This window comes from Sphingobium sp. FG125, assembly GCF_057809795.1.
Genome location: NZ_JBMDKQ010000001.1, coordinates 318,078 through 339,288, shown reverse-complemented (window position 1 = coordinate 339,288; position 21,211 = coordinate 318,078). Strand labels below are relative to the sequence as shown.

General features: G+C 62.5%; 7 protein-coding genes (1 of these 7 running past the window's edge). 2 read left to right on the top strand and 5 right to left on the bottom strand.

Annotated features, from left to right (window positions below; translation table 11 throughout):
- The first annotated feature begins 63 nt into the window (after positions 1-63).
- Complete coding sequence (locus tag ACODSR_RS01555) at positions 64-1,035, top strand: efflux RND transporter periplasmic adaptor subunit (protein WP_489073070.1); 972 nt, start codon at positions 64-66, stop codon at positions 1,033-1,035.
- 40 nt (positions 1,036-1,075) lie between these two features.
- Positions 1,076-2,425 (top strand): TolC family outer membrane protein, encoded by a 1,350-nt coding sequence (locus ACODSR_RS01550; RefSeq protein ID WP_489073068.1) that lies wholly within the window; start codon positions 1,076-1,078, stop codon positions 2,423-2,425.
- Between the two features lie 43 nt (positions 2,426-2,468).
- Here ACODSR_RS01550 and ACODSR_RS01545 read toward each other — a convergent pair whose 3' ends face one another.
- The 5 genes from ACODSR_RS01545 to ACODSR_RS01525 all read right to left on the bottom strand — a co-directional run.
- Positions 2,469-4,505 (bottom strand): preprotein translocase subunit SecA, encoded by a 2,037-nt coding sequence (locus tag ACODSR_RS01545; RefSeq protein WP_489073066.1) that lies wholly within the window; start codon positions 4,503-4,505, stop codon positions 2,469-2,471.
- Entirely contained in the window at positions 4,498-6,651 is a 2,154-nt protein-coding gene (locus tag ACODSR_RS01540) for a peptidase M50 (RefSeq protein ID WP_489073064.1), read from the bottom strand. Before ACODSR_RS01540 ends, ACODSR_RS01545 begins: the two co-directional genes overlap by 8 nt.
- A gap of 7 nt (positions 6,652-6,658) precedes the next feature.
- A complete protein-coding gene (locus ACODSR_RS01535; protein WP_489073062.1) occupies positions 6,659-8,488 on the bottom strand; it encodes a GAF domain-containing protein in 1,830 nt (609 codons plus the stop codon).
- 144 nt (positions 8,489-8,632) lie between these two features.
- Positions 8,633-8,935, bottom strand: coding sequence for a DUF3467 domain-containing protein (locus ACODSR_RS01530; RefSeq protein WP_489073059.1), 303 nt, complete (start codon positions 8,933-8,935; stop codon positions 8,633-8,635).
- Positions 8,932-21,211, bottom strand: the final stretch of a protein-coding gene (locus ACODSR_RS01525) for a putative Ig domain-containing protein (protein WP_489073057.1). Its footprint extends 24,380 nt past the window's final position; only the last 12,280 of its 36,660 coding nucleotides appear in the window; its start codon lies beyond the right edge, outside the window; it ends in the stop codon at positions 8,932-8,934. Before ACODSR_RS01525 ends, ACODSR_RS01530 begins: the two co-directional genes overlap by 4 nt.

Genomic DNA, 21,211 nt, shown 5'->3' with positions numbered 1-21,211 from the left:
GCATGATTACTGCAACGGATAGCGGAAGCTGTCTGATGCCGTGCTTTGGGGGAGGCTTGGTCGATGGATCGCAAACAGGCTGTTATTTACGGTGGCGGCGCATTGGCGCTGATTGTCGGGATAACGCTTGTCGCGCGCAGCGGGGAAACACCCGTTACGCCCCCGCAAGCGCCAGCGCCTACCGTTACTGTTGCCACCGCCAAAGCCGCCGGGACGGCAATGCCGTCCAGCAGCGGCAATGGCGTGGCCCCGCCCGGAATGGATGCTGCCCGTCCCACTGATTGCCTGATCGAGCCGAGTCAGGTCGTTCGGGTGAACAGCGGTGTGGAGGGCGTGGTCCAGAATATCTATGTCGACAGGGGCGATGATGTTCGGCGTGGGCAGGTCGTCGCTCAATTATACACCGATGTCGAGCGCGCCGCCGCCGCCGCTGCGCAGGCCCGCGCCTCCAACCCCCACGCCGAACGCGCCGCGGCAAGTCGCGCGGCCTATCTTGCCACGGTCAGCCAGCGATCGGACCAGGTCAGCCAATATCTCGCCCGTGATGTCGTGGACGAAGCGCGCGCCAATGCGCAATCTGCCGCGGAGGAGCGCAAGGCAGCCGCCGAAGAGCAGCGGGTTGCCCGACTGGAATATGTCCAGGCGCAGCGCGTGATCGGACAAAAAACCGTGCGCAGCCCCGTCAATGGCATCGTGACCGAACGACGCATGGCCCCTGGCGAATATCGGGGCGCAGACGCGACGCATATTCTGACGATCGCGCAGGTCGATCCCCTGAACGTCGAAGTGTTCGCCCCCATTGCGCAACTGGACGCGGTGCAGGTCGGTGACGAGGTTTCGATTTTCCCCGAAGCGCCGGTCGGCGGAAAATATCGGGCGCGGATCAAGGTGATCGACCGCGTTTTCGACGCAGCCAGCGGCACGTTCGGGATGCGCCTGGCGCTGCCCAATCCCGGTAACAAGCTGCCCGCCGGGCTGCGCTGTCGGCTCGAAATCGATCGCAAACCCGCAAGCATCGCCACGCGGCCGGAGTAATCGGTCCCGCTCACCCCAATCAGACAGGAGCTTTACGGACATGACCAGGAAGCAAGCCTATTTCGCCGGGATCGCCATATGCGCCATCCTGCCGTCGTCCGTCAGCGCCGAAACCCTGCACCAGGCGCTGGAAGGCGCCTACCGCAACAACCCGACCATATCCGCCCAACGCGCCAGCATCCGTGTTGCCGAAGAGGATGTGCCACTGGCGCGCGTCGCCGGGATGCCAACGATCGACGGCAGCGCAACTTATCAGGAAAATGTCCTGACGGGTAAACCGGCACCGGGCGGATTTTTCTCCAACCCCGATCGCCAGTTTGTCGGCCAGCTCAACGCCAATGTTCCGTTGCTGGATTTCGGCGTTGTCCGCGGCAGTATCAGCGCGGCCAAAGCACGGGTGGAGGCGAGCCATTTTGGCCTGAACCAGACCGAGGCGGACCTGTTTTCCGCCGTCGTGGGGGCCTATATGGATGTGCTGCGCGATGAGGCAGTCGTCGGCCTTAACCGCAACAATGTCGATGTGATGCGCTATACCGTCAAGGAAGCGGTCGATCGCCGCCGTGCTGGCAGTCGCGGGCCGACCGATGTGGCGCAGGCCGAAGCGCGGCTGGCGCTGGCGGAAAGCCAAATGGAGACCGCCGGCGCGCGGCTGATTTCCAGCAAGGAGCAATATATCAGGCTGGTTGGCCATGCGGCCGAAAATCTGGAACTGCCGCCGCCATTGCCGCAAATGCCGTCATCACCCACGGAAGCTGTAGAAACGGCGTTGGCCAACAATCCTGAAATTGCCTCTGCGCACGTACAGCGGACCGCTGCGGGTTATGATATTGATGTCGCCAGATCGCAGGCCTATCCCAAATTCAGCGCGATTGGCGGGATCAGCCAATATGATTATCTCGGCTCGCTGGACCAGGGCACGGGGCCGCGCAATGGTGATCGTGGCACCACCGCCTTTGTCGGCCTAACCCTGAAAATGCCGATCCTGGATGGCGGTCGCACCGGCGCACAGACGCGCCAGGCGCTCGCCAAGCAGGATGTTGCCGACAAGCAGGCACTGGATGCCGAAGGCAAGGTCATTGCCGAAGCGCGCTCCGCCTTTGCCACATGGCAGGCCGCGACCCATGTGACCGACACCGCCCAGCGCGGCGTTACCGCCAATCAGCAGGTGCTGGCGGGAATGCGGGCGGAAGTCAGCGCCGGGCTGCGCCCGCTGCTCGATCAGCTCAATGCCGAACAGGAGCTGCTGAACGCCCAGGTCACGATGCTCACCGCGCGGCGCGATGCCTATGTCGCGGGTTTTGCGCTACTTGCCGTGATGGGCAAGGCGGACGCGGCGGACCTCAATTTTGACAAGAATATGCTCTATCAGCCGACCGTGAAACCAGATTGACCGGGCGGCATCCACCTGCTGCAGGTGCCGCCCTGCCACTGTCTTACTCGCCGCCGCCAAAGGCCATGGTCTTGCGAAGGCGCTCCTCGGCGAGTTCCGTCTGTCGCCGGTCGGCGGCGTGGCGTTTCTCGGCATTGCGCTGTGCCAGCCGCCGCAGCATATTCGCCTTGCCGTCGAACAGGGGCCAGCTGTTGGCAGACGAACCGACGATCCGGGCGGCGCGCGGCGCAAAATCCGTGTAAAGCTGGTCGTCCAGTGCGGTGATCGCAATGGTGCTTCCGGGGTCACCCTGCCTTGCCGCACGGCCGAACAGCTGACGATCGATCCGCGCAGTATCGTGAAAGCCGGTCAGGATAACATGCAATCCGCCATGGGCTTTGGCAGTTGGGTTCAGCAGAATGTCGGTGCCGCGCCCGGCCATATTGGTCGCGACCGTGACGGCCCCCGCTTCGCCCGCTTGCGCAATGATCTCCGCCTCCTCCTCGTCCTGGCGCGCGTTCAGCACGCGATGCGCTATGCCCGCATGAGTCAGCGCCTGCGAGACGGCGTCGGAATCCGCGACGGAGCGCGTGCCGATCAGCACCGGACGCGCGCCTTCCTGCGCGTGTATCCGGGCGGCTTCTGCGGCGACGAATGCCCATTTTTCCTGCGCCGATTGCACCATAACATGACCGCGATCGCTGCGCAGATTGGGGCGGTTGCGCGGGATCACCACGACCTTCAGCCCGTAATCGGCCCATAGTTCATCCGCCACTTCACCGGCCGTGCCGGTCATGCCGCTCAATCGCCGATAGCGGCGGAAAAAGCGCTGATAGGTGATCCGGGCCATCGTGTTGCGGACGCCGGAAATCTCCACCGCCTCCTTGGTCTCGACCAGTTGATGCAGCCCGCCTTCCCATGATCGGTCCGCCATGACTCGGCCAGTGGATTCATCGACGATCTGCACCTTGCCATCGGTGACGATATAGTCCCGATCACGCAGGAACAGGCGTGTGGCGGAAATCGCCCGCAGCGCCAGTTCTTCGCGCGCCAGCCTGATCCGCCATTGGGTGTGCGGCAGACCCTGGGACAGTTCAGCAACACTGTCCTTGCCATGCGCGGTCAGATGGACCGAGCGCGTGCCTTCAGTCAAAATATAGTCGCGACCTTCCTCCAGCATGGAAGCCAGTTCCAGTGCCGCGAGATAGACGCCATCGGTATCGCCCGGCAATTCGGCAGACAGGATCAGCGGCGTGCGCGCTTCATCGATGAAGATCGAATCCGCCTCGTCCACGATTGCGAAATGCAGGCCGCGCATCAATAGAGGTTGCGTACCCTGCCCGAACAGCTCTGCAATCAGGCGGCGGCCCTGCCCCCGCCTCTTTCCCAACGCCGTCTGATCGCGCAGATAGTCGAAGGTCATTTCCTTGTTCGTCCCATAGACGATATGACATCCATAAGCGGCACGGCGCTCAGGATTTTCCTGGCCGTGGACAATCAGGCCGCAGCGCAGGCCAAAACGTTCGATCACCGGGCGCAGGCTGTTGCAATCCCGTTCGGCCAGATAATCGTTCACGGTGAAAACATGCACCGGCATACCGGCCATCGCCGCGGTGATCGCGGGCAGCAAAGCGGTGATCGTCTTGCCCTCCCCCGTCGCCATTTCGGCTAGCCCGCCATCCAGCATCACCAGTCCGGCCATCAATTGCACAGGGAAATGACGCAGGCCCAGTTCCCGCCCGCTGACTTCGCGAATGAGGGCAAAGGCTTCGTCAACCACCGCTTCACCCAGCCGTTCGCGCATCAGCCGTTCGCGTATCTCGATACAGGCGGCGTCGAGTGCTTCGTCGGACAGGTCTGCACATTCGGCGGACCGCTGGACAATGCGCTGCGCCCGATCGAGCAAACTCGGCTTGCCCCGCTGCACGGCGAGCATGAAGCGCCCCAGCAGGAGATCGAGCGGCCGGTCCCACTTCCAAGATGGTGCTGGTCCGCGCTCGGCATAGGGTGCGATGACCGGGCGGGCATCGCTGCGCGCCTCATGCCAGAAATGGCGTGTCTTACTCAGCGCACCCCAGCGTGAAAGCGTCGCCTCAGCCATTGAATTGCGTCAGGAACAGCTGGCGCAGTCGGCGCACGAACTGCCAGCCAACCGGCTCCCAGCCCAGTTGCAAACGGACATGAACGCGGGTGCCAAAGCGCGCATCGCGCAATTGCTGCGGCAGGGAGACGTCGAACAGGAATACGCGGTTGAGCGCGGTCAGCCCCTTCTCATCGCCCGGATCTGTGGGGATGGTCCCCCCATATGTCGTGGAGAGTGCTTCGCTCGGCAGCTCAAATGTGCCGCCCGGTATCGCGCGGGCAATGGTCCCGTCCCAGTTGCGCCCCGGTTCGGACGCCAGCCAGAAACGCACGGTACGCAGCCGCGCCCGCACAAGCTCGATATCGTCCTGCGGCACGACGACGCGCGCCACGGCGGCATAGCCGGGCGTCACATAGCCAAGCAAAGTCCCTTTTTGCACGTAGCGGCCGGGCAAATCCTGCGCCGGTGCCTGGGTGAGCATGAATGTGCCATCGGTCCCGGCTGTCAGGCCCAGATCCCCCAGCCGCTGTTCCTGAACCACCAGCCTGCGGGAATATTCCCGCCATGCATCCTGGCTGATCTGCCGCTTGACCAGATCCCCCGCCAGTTCGGCATCGGCCTCCACCTCAAGCTGCCGCAAGCGCCAGCGTATCTGTTCGACTTCCGCCTCCAGCACCGGGTTTTCCGCCTGCATCAGCAGCGTCCCCCTTTTTACCCGCGCGCCGTCCGGTGCGGCCAGTCGGGTGATGACGCCGTCCGCGCCAGCGCGCACATGCGCCTCCTCCGGCAGCCAGACGATTCCCTGCGCATTAACGTGCAGCGGCAGCGGAACTGCAAACAGCGCCAGCATGAGCGCGCCGACGACGCCGAGCGTGATCCTGACCGCCCGTTTCCGGTTGCCATGCAGTTGCGGGCTGGACACCACATGGGCAAACATCTTCCAGACCGGAAGGCCCAGCCCGCTCCACAAGGACCAGAGCGCGATCAGCACCCCGACCACAAAATATTTCTGCGCCACGAACAGCGCGATGGCGATCAGCATCGTCATGCGGGCGATCAGCGCAGCCGGAGCAAAGAAGAGGAACCACCGCTTTTCACCCGGCGTCGCGTCGAACGGCAGTCCGCCGGGCGTGCGGAATATATATTTGTCGACCAGATGCGCCCAGAACCTGTTTGCGCGACTGCCAAGATTGGGAATCTCTATGAGGTCGGCCAAGATATAATAGCCGTCGAACCGCAGAAACGGATTGCCGTTGACCAGCACCGTCGACACCCCGGCAATCAGCATGATGTTGAACGCGATGGCCCGCGCCAGCCCCGGCTCCATCAGCACCCATGCAAAGGTTGCAAGCGCGGCGACAAACACTTCGGCAATCATGCCCGCCGCGCCGACCAGCGCGCGCTGCCATTTGCTGGCAAGAATGCTGACATGCGAGGCATCAACATAGGGAACAGGCACGAGGATGAGCAGCATCACGCCCATTTCCCGCACTTCGCGACCGAAATTCTTGGCAGCAAAGCCGTGACCCAGCTCATGGATGCATTTGACCAGCGGATAAATGAGGGCGATGAGCAGCAGATTGTCCGCCGCCAGCACCCGATCGGCCAGATTGCCGGTCATCTCGTTCCAATGAGTGCCAACCAGCAGCAGCGCGGGGACGACCACGCACAGCCACAGAAACAGGCCCGCGACGCTGAACAGCGGCGCGACCAGATTCATGTGGCGGGTAAGGAAACGATCCGGGTCGACTAGATTGATCCGCACCGACATCGGGCTTTTGAGATTTTGCAGCCAGCGCTGGCGACGTTCCTTCTTGAGCCGCTGATAGGCTTCGCTGGTGTCGGGCAATGTATCGCTGGCGAGCAGGTCTGCCGCATGTAACTGCCCCAGCGCGGCAATGACGTCGTCCTGACTGGGTGCATCTTCACCCAGACGGTCCACCAGCAATTCCCACAGCGCCTCGACCGTCATCGATCCGTCCAGTCGGCCCGCCAGTTCATAGGCGCCCTTGGGGAAGCGGTGCGCCTTGCCGGAGGCGCCATCGTCAATCACATACCAGACCTGCCCGCGATAGCGATGCCTGCGCACCCGCACATGCCCCTTGAGCCGGGGGCGGAGGCGCGCGACCTGAAACCATGACGAGCTGTGGAACGGATTGGCCATGATGCGCTCAGGGCATCCACTTCCAGAAGAAAAGCTGGAGCCAGTTGCGCAGTCCACGTGTCCATATCCAGAGGTTCGACCGGCGGTCGATCGTCACCTTGGCAATGCCCTCCATGCCCGGACGCAGCGTCTGTGGCGCGTCACTGTCCAGCTCGGCCTCGACCCGAAATGTGTTCTTCCCCTCCTGCGTTCCGGTCACGGAGGAGATACGGGTGACGACGAACGGCACGGTCTCCCCGGCAAGCCCGGTCGGGGCAAAGCGCCCCTTCTGCCCCGGCCGCACATAGGTGATATCCGCTTCCTCGACATGAAGGACGACGCGGAAATCGTCGAGCGGCGCCACTTCGAAGAGGATTTCGCCTTCCTTGACCGGCGTGCCGACAAGCTGGCTGACATCACCGGAAACCAGCACGCCTGAGAGCGGGGCGAGAATATTCGTTCGCGCGAGCTTATATTCGATGAGGCGGAGTTGGGCTTGCGCCTGACGCAGCTTGGCCCCGTCGAGGTTCATGTTCGATCGCTCATGCTTGGCGAGCGATTCGCGATATTCCCGGTCAAGCTGCTGCACCTCGCTCACCGAACGGGCATGGTCTATCTGCAAATCGCGATCGTCGAGCGTGGCAAGCAGCTGCCCCTGTTTGACGACATCGCCCGCGCGCGCATGGGACTGCGCAATGAAGCCGGAGAAGGGCACCGCCGCCGCGCGTTGCACCCGCCCCTCCAGCGCGGCATCGGCGCTGACCCGGAACTGGGCGAGCGGCACGAGCAAGATCAGAAGCAACAGGAGAGCGGCAACGCCAAGCGCCTTGGCAAGTGGACGGCGTGGGCCGAACAAGGCACGCGCGCCGTCCATCATATGCCGACGCGCGCGGCCACCGAACCAGCGTTCCTCACGCAATTTGAAGGCCAGCAACTGCGCGGTCAGGCTCGCCACGCTCTGCACGAACAGCAGGTCGCGCGGGGCAAACGCCACCCCCTCGGCATCGCGCTCCAGCGTGATGACACCCACCGGCAGCCCGCGATCCAGCACCGGCACGGACGCGACCGCCGTCAATCCTCCGCCCGCGGCAAGCCGAGCCTGTTGAAGCGTGATCAGACGATTGCCGTCGGACGGCGGCACGCTCAATGTAACGCCCTGATCCAGCGCCTCGTCCATCGCCGCCTCAATCGCTTCAGCGGTATCGGATTTCTTGCGAAACCACGCACCATGCGACATCGCGGCGAGCGACACTTTGTCCTTGTAAACCTTGCCAAAGCTGACCCGCGTACAGTCCAGCGCGACCGCCAGAGCATTGCACAGGCTGACCGCCGATTCATCGAAGCTCTCATGCTCCTCGATCGCCGCCAACACATCGAGCGCCGCAATGGATGCTGCATTTCTATCGGCCTGTTCGGTGGCCTGATGCTGCCATACGATCGACAATATCCAGCCGACCCCCCAATGGAGTTCGCGCAATATCGGCTGCAATCGCTCCGCCGTTGCGCCAGTAATGACGAGGACGACCGCGCCATAGGTCCGCCCGGCAGCCGCGATGGGATAGGCGATGCCGGTCTGGGCGGGATGATCCGGGTCGTTTTCAACGACGGCCTGGCCACTCGCCAGCGTCTGTTCGGCGACTTTGCGCAGATGCGGGATATCCTGCGGCCCGGTAGGCCAGGATGCTGCCGGCGCGAAGCTGTTTTCCTCCCCTTCCAGTACGACAAGGCCGGCGACCGCCCCAGGCGCGCGCGCGCATTGCAAATCTAGCCAGGCGCGGCAAAAGGCCCCGGCATCGCGTGCGCTGGCCATCGATGCCCATAGCCGGGCATCGTCGGACGGTTCGGATGTGGAGGGCATGGCTCTCAAATTATTATGGCCCCTGAAACTGTCGCCCGCCTGATCATCCGGCGCTTCCCCAACCATTGGCCAGCCATGAAGGCACTGCGACCATGGGCGCAAAAGCGCGTCTGGTCGCGATCACCCTATCTGCCGATCTCACCCTCAGGCAAGCTTACCGTATCGCGTTTCATAGTCACGCACGAGTTGCGTCAGCGCCTCGCTCAGCCGTTTCGCGGCAAAGGGGCTGAGGATGATCCGGTGCTGCAAATCCACTTCCAGTTCAGCGGGCGTAGCGCTGGGCTGGTCCCAATTCTGGTTCACACCGAAATTGAGGACCACCTCTTCACGGGTGCTGGTGGCGTTGCACATATTGCAATAGCTGCTCTTGAGATTGGCACTGTTGAACCGAAGCTTCTGCTGGCGCGGCGCGGCCTGTCCCTTGGGCGTCGCGGTCTTGTCATTCATGTGCTTGTCTCCAGTTCGCCCGAAGGCCCTTCACCAGCGGGCGTGGCAGCCTTGCGGCGCTTGTCGCCCGTCTTTTCTCTCGGCCGATTGAGGCCGGGAATGAGAATGGGAATGAAATCACCACCAGTCGTGCATTCACGATCATCGCCATTGTCGAGCAGGAAGCGCGACAGCCATGTCGAGCATTGATCATCGGCCTCCGTCATCGCGGCCATCATGCCTTGAACGGCAGGTCGCGCAGCCATGTTGATTTTCGGCGGCACGGCAGCGGCGGTCGCGACACCTGCTGGCATGACAAGTCCATCGCCCGGCGCTGACGCGGTTGGCACCGGCGCAACAGGTGCCGGCGTCGCTGGCGGAGCCGATGCGGGCGATGTCGGCGTGCCGGATTCAGTCGTCGGGGCGGTAGCGCCGTCATCAGGCTGGTCCTGCTTCTTGCCGTCCATACCCTCTTCATACCAGGCCGAATTCGTCGCGTGGATATCCTGCGCCCAGCGATCCACCGCATCGTAAAAGCCATAAGTGAGCGGACCGAAATCAGCAGGAGGCACGACCTGCGATCGCCACAGCGGCGCTGGCTTTACCGGGGTAAATTCGATGTCCGGCAGGTGCGGGTTGGCGAACGGGCGATAGTCGCGGATATCGGCGATCAGTGAAGGTGGCGCATCGCCCCACGCCGCAAAGCCCTTGTCGATGTCCAACGCCACGCGCGTCGCCAGCCACAGGTCCGCCATGGTTTGCTGACGATCGGCATTGGTATCACCATAATAGCCGACCAGTTGCAGCGCCTCATCATCCTGCGTGGCCGACGGCGCAGCGGCGTTTATCGCCACGACCTTGACTTCCAGCACTTCGCTCGACCCGTAAGGGGCCGTTTCCGGCACGGTCGCATCCAGGCTGAGTATCCAGCGCTCACCCGTTGCGATCGGCGTATCGCTGCTGACGCTGATCCTGGCGAGGCGCTTGCCGCCAGCGGCAGCCTCCGTCACAAAGCCAAGGCTCGCGCCCGCAGGCAGATCGGCACCCGGCAACACGCCGTCAACGCGCAACAGCGCGGGATCATACATGACCGTGAATGTCATGGTCTTGACCCCGCCCTGGCTGGCGAAGCTGACTTTCAGCCCGGCATCATCGGCGAGCGGGACATCGACATGCTCGCCCGGCCCGCGCATGAAGTCCGGCAGGCGCGCGCTGCCCGCCATGGACTGGCTGAAGATCAGGCTGGTTTGATAGGCACCGCCGATCAGGCCATCACTATTGCCGTCCAGCACCGATCCATCCGCGCTGATGAATGCGCCATCGGCGATGATCAGGTCATAGCTGCCATATTGCAGCGGCTTGCCATCGGCGCGGGTGAGCGTGAAGCCCAGCCCGTCGGCCGCGAAGCCGAGTGTGAGAGCAACCGCATTGCCACTACCGTCAGTGAGTTGCACCGCCTTGCTGCCCACCAGAGCATCAAGCGGTTCGGAAACGCGCACGACCAGTCCGCCATCGGCAAAGCCCGCCTGCGTCAACCGCAGCAGGGGCGGATCATTGACGACCAGATTGATCGGCGAAGCCAGGAAGCTGCCGTCGTCATTGCGCAAACGCGCGCTGACCAGGAAATTGCCATCATCCGCATATATATGGCTGGCCGCGCTGGCGCTGCCTGCCACCGAAGCGGGTGCCGTGCCGTCGCCCCAGTCGATGACCCATTCGATCGGGCTATCATCGCCCGGATCGCTCGAACCGAGCGCGATGGTATAGGTCTTGCCCGTCAGTGTCGTCGTCAGGCCCGTTACGCTGAGGATCGGCGCAACATCAGCGACCGCGACATTGAAGCGCTGCTCGGCCAGCGCGCCATGGGGATCGGTCACGCGGACGGTAAAGACCGCATCCGCGCCGCCATCGGCAGGCAGCCAGTTCAGCACCCCGCCCTCGGTCAGCGTTGCCCCCGCAGGCCCCGACACCAGCGAGAATATCAGATCGCCAACCGCATCGTCGTCATCGCTTGCAACAAGCTGCAACGACAGAGCGCTGCCTTCATTCACATTGACCGGGCCGACAGCCGCCAGCACCGGCGCGATGTTCGTCACCTCGATATTGAAGCCGGTCTCTGCAAATGCTCCCAGCGGATCGGTTACGCGCACGATCACCGGCTGGCTGCCAAGCCCGGCGGCCGTCCAGTTGAACTGGCCATCGCTCGTCACATTTGCCCCGGCCGGACCGCTGACCAGCGAATAGACCAGCTGCGTCGCGGCATGATTGCCGTCACTGGCAGAAAGGGTGATCGCGACATTGCCGCCCGTCTGGACTGAACGATCGGCGATCGCCGCGAACATAGGCGCCGGATTGGACACGGTGATCGCAAAGCTGCGTTCGGCAATCAATCCGCCGGTATCGGTGACGCGCACGGTCACGCTCTGGGGACCGGGATCGCCCGCCTGCCAGCTGAACAGGCCGCTGGCAGAAATGGCAGCGCCGTCGGGGCCGCTCACCAGCGAATAGGTCAGCGCTTCGGCGACATCTTCATTGTCGCTGGCCGTGATCGGCAGGATGAGCAGCTTGCCGCTTTCAATCGCAACATCGCCAAGAACAGGCAGCGTCGGCGCGGTGTTGCCGATGACCGGCACGACATTCAGGGCGAAACTCCGCTGGTCGAACCCACCATCGGGATCGGTGACGCGCACCGTCACCTGGCTGGGGCCGTTTCCTATCGCTATCCAGCGCAGTTCGCCGGTCGGCGAAAGCGTCGCGCCACTGGGTCCAGCGATCAATGTATAGGTCAGGTCAGTTGCGGCGTCATCCTCATCGCTTGCCGCCAGTTGTAGCGTGAACAGCGATCCTGCATTGACGTCACGATCAGGCAGCGCGGCAAAGACAGGCGCTGCATTGCCAGGCGCCACGACGGTGATCGCAAAGCTGCGCTCGGCGGTTCCGCCGTCGCGGTCGGTGACGCGAACCGTGAAATTCTCAACGCCCGGCAAGCCGGCTGTCCAGCTTAACAGGCCCGAAGAACTGACGCCGGCACCGGCGGGGCCGGATACGAGCTCGTAGGTCAGATCTGATGCGATATCCTCTACGTCACTGCCCAGCAGATTGAGCGTCACGAAGCTGCCCTGCACCGCGCTGCGATCCTGCACGACAGCAAGCCCCGGAAGATCGTTGACGGCATTCACAGTGATAGCGACACTGGCCGACACCGGCGCGCTCAGGCCGTCGGAGATGCTGTAAGTGAAGCTGTCCGCACCTGCAAAATTCATATCCGGGCGATAGGTCCACGCGCCACCCGTCACGGTCGGGGGGATGAGCGTCCCGTTTGCCGGGCCGCTCAGGATCGCGACACTCAGCAGATCGCCATCGGCGTCATTGTCATTGGCCAGAAGATCGATGACGATGTCCTGATCTTCGTCCCCGCTGCCGCTGTCATTGGCCGCTACCGGCGGGTTGTTCACTACCGCCGCAAAAAAGACATTGTCGATGGTCACACGGCTGTCGAGATCGCCCATCGCAATGAGATCGAAGGAGAGCAACGCGCCGTTGCTGCGGTCGATACCCGCAAGCGAAACAACCACCGTCGCGATGCCCGTCAATGGATCGCTGCTCACGGTCACGCCAGGAGCGAGGTAGAGCGATCCGTCGGCCTGCAGGTTGAGCAGGGCGTCGGACAGGTCCAGCCCGTCGAGATCACCCAGCAGCGACTGGCCGGTAACCGGATCGAGCAGTGCCACTTCAAACGCATCGGGCGGCAGCGCGCTGTTGGCCCCCAGAACCGCAGAACGAATCTGGAAACTGATTTCCGTCGCGCCATTGGGCAGGACGAATTTCTGGTTGAGCGAGGACAGGAAACGGCTGTCCTCGGCCAGCACGCCCAGGCCGCCGGAAACCACACCCCCACCGACTGGCGACCAGCCCGAAGCCGCACCGAAATCGCCATTCTGGAACGGTGCGGTCGCCGGGGTTTGCGGTGCCAGCAAGGCGAGCGGCGCGATGGCGGCAGCCGCCGAATTGCCAGTCCCTGTGAGCGCGACAGTGCCTACCGCCCCTGCGACCGGCGCTACGACCGGCACAACCGGCAGATCGGCCAGGCCCGGCAAGCGCCGTTCGCCCAGGCCCAGCGATTCATTCATCACCCGCCCGACGGTCGTGGTCGGCAGTCCCGACAGGCCAAGTTCATGGCCCATTTCGTGGATCAGCACGGTGAGCAGGTCATACCGCCCCGCCGCCGCGCCGCCGTCGATGGCGATCAGCCGACCGCCCGACGTCAGGAACTCGCTTGCCCCGCTTGGCGTGATATCGACGAACCAGCCGCGTCCGGCACCATCCGCGTCGATCGTGATGACATTGCCTGAATGGACCGCCAGCGTCGCATCCTGATGGTCGGTCAGGGCGAATTCCAGGTCCGCCAATTTCTGTGCGTCGCTATCGCTGATCCCCGCGGCCATCCAGGCGATCCGCGCATCGTCGACCAGGCTGGCAAGCTGTTCCAGCGTAACCGCCGGAGCCGCAGGCGTGATCGCGACTCCTTCGGCCGCAACCTGTGGCGAACCTGGCATAACGCCATTCATAGCCGCGACCGTCGTGAAGCGCAGATCGTCGAGCAGATATATCTGGCTGACCGCCGTACCCAGATCCTTGGCCGCGTTGGTGATCGCGTCGATGAATGCCGCGTCCTCCAGATCCTGCTTGTCCTCAGCGGTCGGCGCCATATTTTCATGGGTGATCGTGATCGTCGCTGAACGGCCCTTATATTCGTCGGGAACGATGACCGAAAATTCGCTGGACGTGAACATCCCGGTGCCCAGATCGACCTGCCGCGCGCCAGCCTCCTGATTGGCGACCAGCGCATCGATTGTCGGCAGTCCGGCCCCTTCAAAACGCACGCGAATTTTCGCGCCGGGCTGCAACATATAGGGCTTGTACACCTTGAAGGTCAGATAGGGCTGATCCTCCGGTACATAGACGAAATTGTGGGTGATCGAATCCAGCCCCGGCAGGATCCGTCGTGTCTCCATCTTGATCGCCTCCCAGATGTCGCCATCGGGCAGGAAGGAATCGATGATCTTGGTGAGGGCGGCGCTGGCCCCCATGATCAGCGAATAATTGTCCTGATTGGGAAACAGCTTGTCGAAGCCGTTTTCGATCGCATTGGAAACATAGGCCTTCAAGCGGTTCAGGCCCGCCTCATCTTTCGTATCGGCACCCAGGGACATGGTGACGCCGGTGCTTTCGACCAGCGTGTTCAGGCCGTCATTGAGCGCCTCTGTCGCCATGCCAGCGGCCTTGAAGACCTTGTTGGTCGCCTTGAAATATTTGTTGACCATGTCGATCTTTTTGCCGGCATCAAAGCCCGCCCAGCCGATAACCTTGGCGGCCAGCTTCGCCTCAACAAAGTTCAGCGTCGGCAGCTTGAAATTGCCGATGGTGATCTGGTTGGCCAGGCTGACCTGGCTGTCGAAAAAGTCCTCCCAAATCTTGACCAGCACCTTCTTGACCAAAGCCTGGGGATTGGTGTTGACCATGAACAGCGCGGCGACATCGATTTTGCCGATGGCATCGGCATCGGGCAGGCCAAGCAGATCGAGCTTGAACCCCTGCCCGCCATGAAATGCGAAGCCGGGAATTTCGTAGGAAATCGGGAAGCGGCCGGCATCGTCGGCCAGTTCACCGGTCGCAATGCGCTCCAGATGGACATTGAGCGATTCGCGGGTGCCCTGTTCGAAATTGCCGTTGAAGATGCTCTGGACCGCTGAACCCCCAGGATTGGGTGCCTCGCTATTGTCCTTGGTGACATCAACCTCGCCACCGCTGATGATCGGCCGGAAATCCGCCCCGCCGCCTGCGGCCGAATAGAACCAGCCGGTGCCCACGCCGTCGGTGATGTTGAAATGCGTCGTGGAGGTTGTGTTGCCGGTGACCATCTGGCTCGCCGCACCGATGCGTACCGACATGCTGGAGCTTGTCACCTTGCCCGGATCGACAAAATACCATGGCTCCATATTCCATTGGTCGAGCGACGGCAGGCCGAACACTTTGGGCCGGATGCCATCGTCGGTGATGCGCCGATAGATATCCAGTCCCTGGAATTTGGTCATGTTGGTGTCGATCGTGCCGGCATACCATTGCCAGACGCGGCTATGCGGGCCACCTGCCCCCAATCCGGCAAAATCGTCCAGATTGAACCCGGATACGCCCGGAACCACGCCGCCCAGATATCGCGAAATATCCGTCGGGCCGATGTCGCGCCCGTTGGGCGTGGCCGTCGTGAAAGTTTGCGAGGCGGCATCCTGATAATAATTGTCGCTGAAGCTGATGTTCGACCACAATTTGACGTCGGGATCGAGGAAATCGCCGAACTTCACCGGATCAAGTTGCACGCCCAGCGTCTGCGCCAGATCCTGGAATTTCTGAATGCGGAACGCCATCTTGGCGGCGCCCGCCGCTTCGACCATGCCCTTGCCGACACCGCCCAGGATCGCCCCTGTCGCCACCAGCGAAAGGCCACCGGAACCGACCGCCGTGCTGACCGCGCCGACTGCCGTGGCGACCGAACGCACAGCGAGCGCCAGCGATTTGAAACTGCTATAGGCCTTCGCGATGTTCAGCAGGGTGTTGACCGGAATATCCAGCGAATCCTGGACGAAATCATGCGGGTCCAGCGTCGTCATGTGGATGCCGCTGGTGACCCGGCCATAATAGCCAAGGCGCTGGATGATCTCGCTATTGACCACCGTTCCGCGTGAATGGCCGATGAAATGCAGAGGCGAACTGAGCAGCGTATTGCTCGATTCCGCGTCCAGATCCATGAGCGCGGCAAACAGGGCGTCGGCGGCAGCTTCGGAGAAGCCTGCTTCGGCATGGGCGGATTCGCGGACCCAGTCCGAAACCAGCACGACAGGCTTGCCGGCATAGGCTGCCAGCATATCACCAGTGACAACCCTGGTCGGGTTGCTCATGTCCACCCAGGTGCCCTTGTTCTTGTCATAGAGCAGGACGATGCCGCCCCCGCCCAGACGCGAGATCATCTCTCCCATTTCCTGGAAAGCCGCAGGCTGGTGGAAGGAATCATTGTCGGTCCAGATGCCGTCCAGCTGGAAACCATGGGTCAGTACGGTCACGCCGTTGAACGTGCCGGCCGGCACCTTATCAGGCAGAACGGTAAACTGCCGGAAATCGCGAATGCCAAATTCGGTCGAACGGACGCCCCAGAAATAGGTCTGGCCACCGGTCAGAACGCGCGCAAATTCAGGATCGAACGTCAGTTCAAACTTGCCTGGAGGGAGCTCCCCATCGGGCACGACTTCGCCCGTCGCCAGAACCCGCCATTTGCCCGATTCCAGGTTCAGCTTGGTAAAGATGCGGCTGGGATGCTTGTCGGAACCCTGCCAGTCAGGCTGTTGCAGCAAACCTCTTTCGCGGATCGGATCGTCCGGCCACAACCCGTCGCCGGGCGCGAGCGTGCTGAGATAGAAGCTGGTTTTCATCACCGATCCGGCCGGTATCAGCGTCGGATCAAATTCCCACTTGAAGGTCAGCGGCGGCGGGTTGTCGCCGTGAAGGTCCAGTTCGGTCGTCGGGGTAAGCAGATTGAGCGCCTGGATGGCATTAAGCGCCAGTCCGCGCCCATGACGGGTGACGTCGACGGCACCCTGGCCGGTGGATTCATTATAGATATCGAACGGATAGTTCGGATTATCGATCGCCTTGTCCTGAAACTCGACGAGCAGCTTGTCGAAATCGCTGCGCTTGGCAATGTCGCGGACCTTGTTGATGTCCATGATGACGATGTTACCGGCACCCCGGTAATTCGCGTAAAGCTTGGTGCCGGAGCTATCGACACGCAATTCCTCCAGGAACGCGAACGTAACCGGCGTCGTTGCCCCGACGAGCCGACGGTTCGGCCCGAACGGGTCCTTGATGACGAGAATTTTGGAACCGACCCGGTAAAATTCATCGACCAGTTGCGAGTAATCCAGGTCGCGATACCAATAGAGCGTCGGCAAACCCCAATCGGCGACAAACATATATTCCAGGTCGGGCGTGACTGCGATGCCCGACGCATTATGGACGTTGAGGTCCGGCACCCGGCCGATCGAAAAGCGGCCTTCATCGGTGCTGCGCTTCTTGTCGACGCTGATGACCAGCCCGGCGATGGTGAACGGCTGTTCGAACACGCCGATTTCCTGCCCCATGGTCAGGGTCGCGACCTGGGTAACGACGTGCGTTCCGGCAGGCGTGCGCTCCAGCAACTTGGCACCGCGATTGCGGTCCCCGCGCGCAACGAACACCATCTTGTTGGGATCGACCGTCGGCTGGATATCGAACACCTCGATGCCTGCCGCCACCTTGTCCACAACCGTGCGCCATCCGTGGATATTGGCCTCTCCCTCGACTGGCCGTTGCTCCTCGTCGACGTTGAGGACCATGATCAGGCCGGGATCGCTGTTCTGATTGTTGATCCAGGGGCGCTGACCAAACATTTCGGATACCGGCAGGCCCACATAGAGGCGGGTGCCATCGGCGTTCAGTGCCATGCTGGTGATATGGCCGAACTGTTCGCCCTGGCTGGTGATTTCCATATTCAGCGTATGTTGCGGGTCGGCGACGACCTTCAGATAATTGTCCCGGCCCGGATCAATGTTGATGACATAGACCTTGCCCAGCCCGGCAGCGTAGAGATAGCCATTCTCCGTATCGACGGCGAGCGCCGTGACCACCCCGCCCTCGACCTTGATGAAATCATTGTCGCTGTTGGGGTTGAGATCATATTGGCGCAGCGTCAGCGTATCGATGACGGCAATACCCTTTTCGGTCGCCACAAATGCTGCGCCCAGGTCGCCTGTCACGACGATTTCCCTGACCGGCGCGCCCAGATCGATACGGGCGATCAGCTGGTCTGTAGGCTGTGTCGTTTCGAACGAGAGTTTGCGATCGATGATCTGCACGCCCTTCGCATCGCCGACAAAGGCATATCCCGCCTTGTTGTCGATCTTGACGACCGCGCTTTCGACCAGTTCGGTGAAATCATTGGGCTCACCGCTCGCCGATCCGAACGATCCGACAGCCGGGCGGACGATCGTGATATCGCTGGCTCCCAGCAGGACGGTGGACGGTGCCGTGAAGCTGAGCTGCTGCGTTCCGCCAACGCTGCCGGTTATAACCGCATTGGTTATCACAACCCGCTTCGATCCGTGGGTCAGGACGACCCGGACGTTGCTGGTCTTTGCGCTGATCGATCCGGCTTCGCCGTCGATGAAGTCAAGCCCTGTCATCGTGACGGACGTGCTGCCGTCATTGGCGACCAGCGATGCGACGCTGGAGACGATTGGCCCCTTGTCGGACTGGAAGGCCTGTGGCGGGAAATTGGCAAGGATGGTCTTGCCGTCGTTCAGGTCCGCCTGCGTGAATTCAGGTGACAGGTCTATCCGGCGGACGGCGTCCTGATCCTTCGCCAGATCGGAGTAAATCTGTATCTCCTTGAGCTGCGCAAACAGCGGCAGCGCGATCGACCCGATGGCAGCGCCAGCCAGACCGAGCGCGACCGTCGCGCCAGCCAGGCCGCCAACGGCCGCAATGCCGATGGCAGGCGCAAACACCAGCGCATTGAGCGCCGTGAAGCCAACGTTCAGCCGCAGGATCGGCAACGGCGTGGCCGCACCCGCGACCAGGACCGCGCCACGCCTGCTCAGGCCCGGAAATGGCGGCGACTTGGCCCGTGCCATGCCGTCGGCATCGATCACCCCGGAATCGATGACCGTCCAGACCGGAATAGTCTCGCCATTTGGCCCAAGCGGCAAATCAACGCTGGCAAAGAACCAGACCTGATCCCCCGGATTGCCCGCTACCGGCACCGCGATCTGGGCCGTATCGTTAAATTCCGCGCCATCGACCTGAAGGTCGAATGCGCTCATGAAGTGGAACGCATCGGTCGCGGGCATGACGATGGGCAGTTCTGCCTCCGTCAGCGTATCGATCGTGACCGTGGCATTGCCGCTCAGCGCGCCCGGCCCAAAGGCGATCTGAACGCCATCGGCATTCTGCACAATGGCACCCGCAGCGCCATCGACCGCAACATCATCCCCAATGACCGGCGGTGTGACGGACACCATCACCCGATCCTCGCTGAAGCCGTTGATCACGGTGACAAAGGTCGATCCGGCACCAACTCCGCGCATCAGGCCGTTTTCATCGACGGTCACGATCGCGCTGTCGGCGGATACATAGACGGTCCCTGCCGCCGCCCCGTTGGCGAAGGTTTCCTCCGTCGGATCAAGGCTGGTGATAATGGCGCGCGAGCCGCCGTTGGGCAGCAGGGTCACGCTGTCGGGATAGGCGTTGATCCCGTAAATCTGCGTCATCAACTCACGCACGCTGTCGGGTTCGCCCACCGTCAGCGACGTAGCCGCAGCGATATTGCCGCGTGAAACCTTCAGATAGGTCGACCCCTGAGCCAGCGCCAATAATGTCCCATCCGTGTTCAAACGGACGATGTCGGGATGGCCGACGCTCGCCGTCACATAGGAATAGGGCAGCGCGACATCGGCCTGATCGGCAAACTGACCGATAAGGCCCACGCCGCCACTTTCGCCCGGTGCCGCAAAGGCGGGCTGGCGCAGCGCGAAATTCAGGGACAATAGGGCGGCGTCGGAAACGTTGATGTCGATGACGCCTTCGGCAGAACTGCCAAAGCCGTCATCGGCCGAAAAGCGGATCGACGCCGCGCCCGAATAACCGGCGGTCGGTGTGAACAGGACGCCACGCCCGTCGGCGGCCAGGGCAGCCGCTCCACCCGTCGCCCCGACGATACGGAAATAGAGACGGTCGCCATCCGGGTCGGTCGCCAGCTTGGTCAGATCGACATAACGCTGCAAATCGACATGGGTTTTTTCCAGCGGAATCGTGGCGGCGATCACCGGCGACTGGTTCGCCCGGAAACCATAATTGGCAGCCACGATCTGATTGTCGATCGCGTCCGTCACGCCATCGCCACTAACGTCCGATCCGGCGAGAGCAGCCACCACGGCGGCGCTGTCCAGCCCGTCAACCTTCGCATCGCCGTTGATATCGCCCGCGGCGCGCATCTCGAAAGAATAGGCACCACTGCCAGACATCCGCAACTCGTGCAGTCCCGATGTGGACAGCGCGAACAGGGTCACAAGCTTGCCGCCCGCCTGGGCGCTTGCCAGAGGGGTCAGCCCTGCGATCTGGGGCGTTACCGTTCCTGTGGTCTCGACCCTCAGGATAACGAATGAGTTGGGAAGCCCCTCCAACTCGCTTTCGCGCAGCGTGAACGCGAAACTTTCCGCGCCGCCTGCGCCAAGATCGCCCGACACCGTCTGCCCGGTGAATGTCGCCGGGGTCGCCAGATCAGCGACAATCGCCTCCGTCACCACGGTGCCGTCGCCATGATAGACGATCCGTTTGCCTGCGCCCGATGAAGGCACTTCAAGTGCCAGCCGACCATCGACATAGCCGTAGCGGATGCCTGCTCCGGTCACGAGATCGCGCAATGCAGTCAGCCGGTTGTCATCATCCCAACCGTAGATGCTTGCCTTACCTGTTGCATCGGTGACCTGGGTAACATTGCCGCGCGCATCATGCAGGAAGCGCAGCGCATCGCCACCCAGCGCGGTGACGCCGCTGTCGCCGATCAGCAGCTTGCCCTCGGCCTTTTGAATTTCGACCGTGCCGCGCTGGCTGTCGAGAATGTAGATCGTGCCGTCAGGCGCACGCAGGGCATAGTCACGGTCGCCGAACACCGGCGAACCGGGATTATAGGCCGCGCCGCTATCTACATCGTAGAATTTGCCGCCAATCTTGCGAAGCTGGACATCGATCGAGCTGAACTGCCAGCCATGTGTGCCATCAGCCGTCCAGGCGGGGCGATAGAAGGTCTGCCCGCCGATGACCTCTTCAACGGGGTTGAAGGTGAAGCCCGCCCGTTCGCCGGTGGGCAAGGTCAGGAACAATCGCGTACCAATCTCGAACGCGGGCAGCGCGCCGCCTGCGTTGGGCTGGCTGCCGACGCTGGTGACGATATCAGCGTCCAGGCCAAGGAACGTCCATTTGCCCGTAATGCTGTCATAGGCCCGGACCAGATCGAACGGCACCCCGCCCAGCACGGTCGAGATATCGACATGCTGCGTGGTATAGCGGGACGTCTTGTCCGCGCCCGTGCGCAGTTCGATCGTTGCGCTGTCCACGCTGGTCCGGCCGGAAATGTCGGTGGCGGTCAACCGCAGGCGGTAGAATCCGTCAGCCAGGCTGCGCCCGTCCAGCGTCGCGAGCGTACCAGCA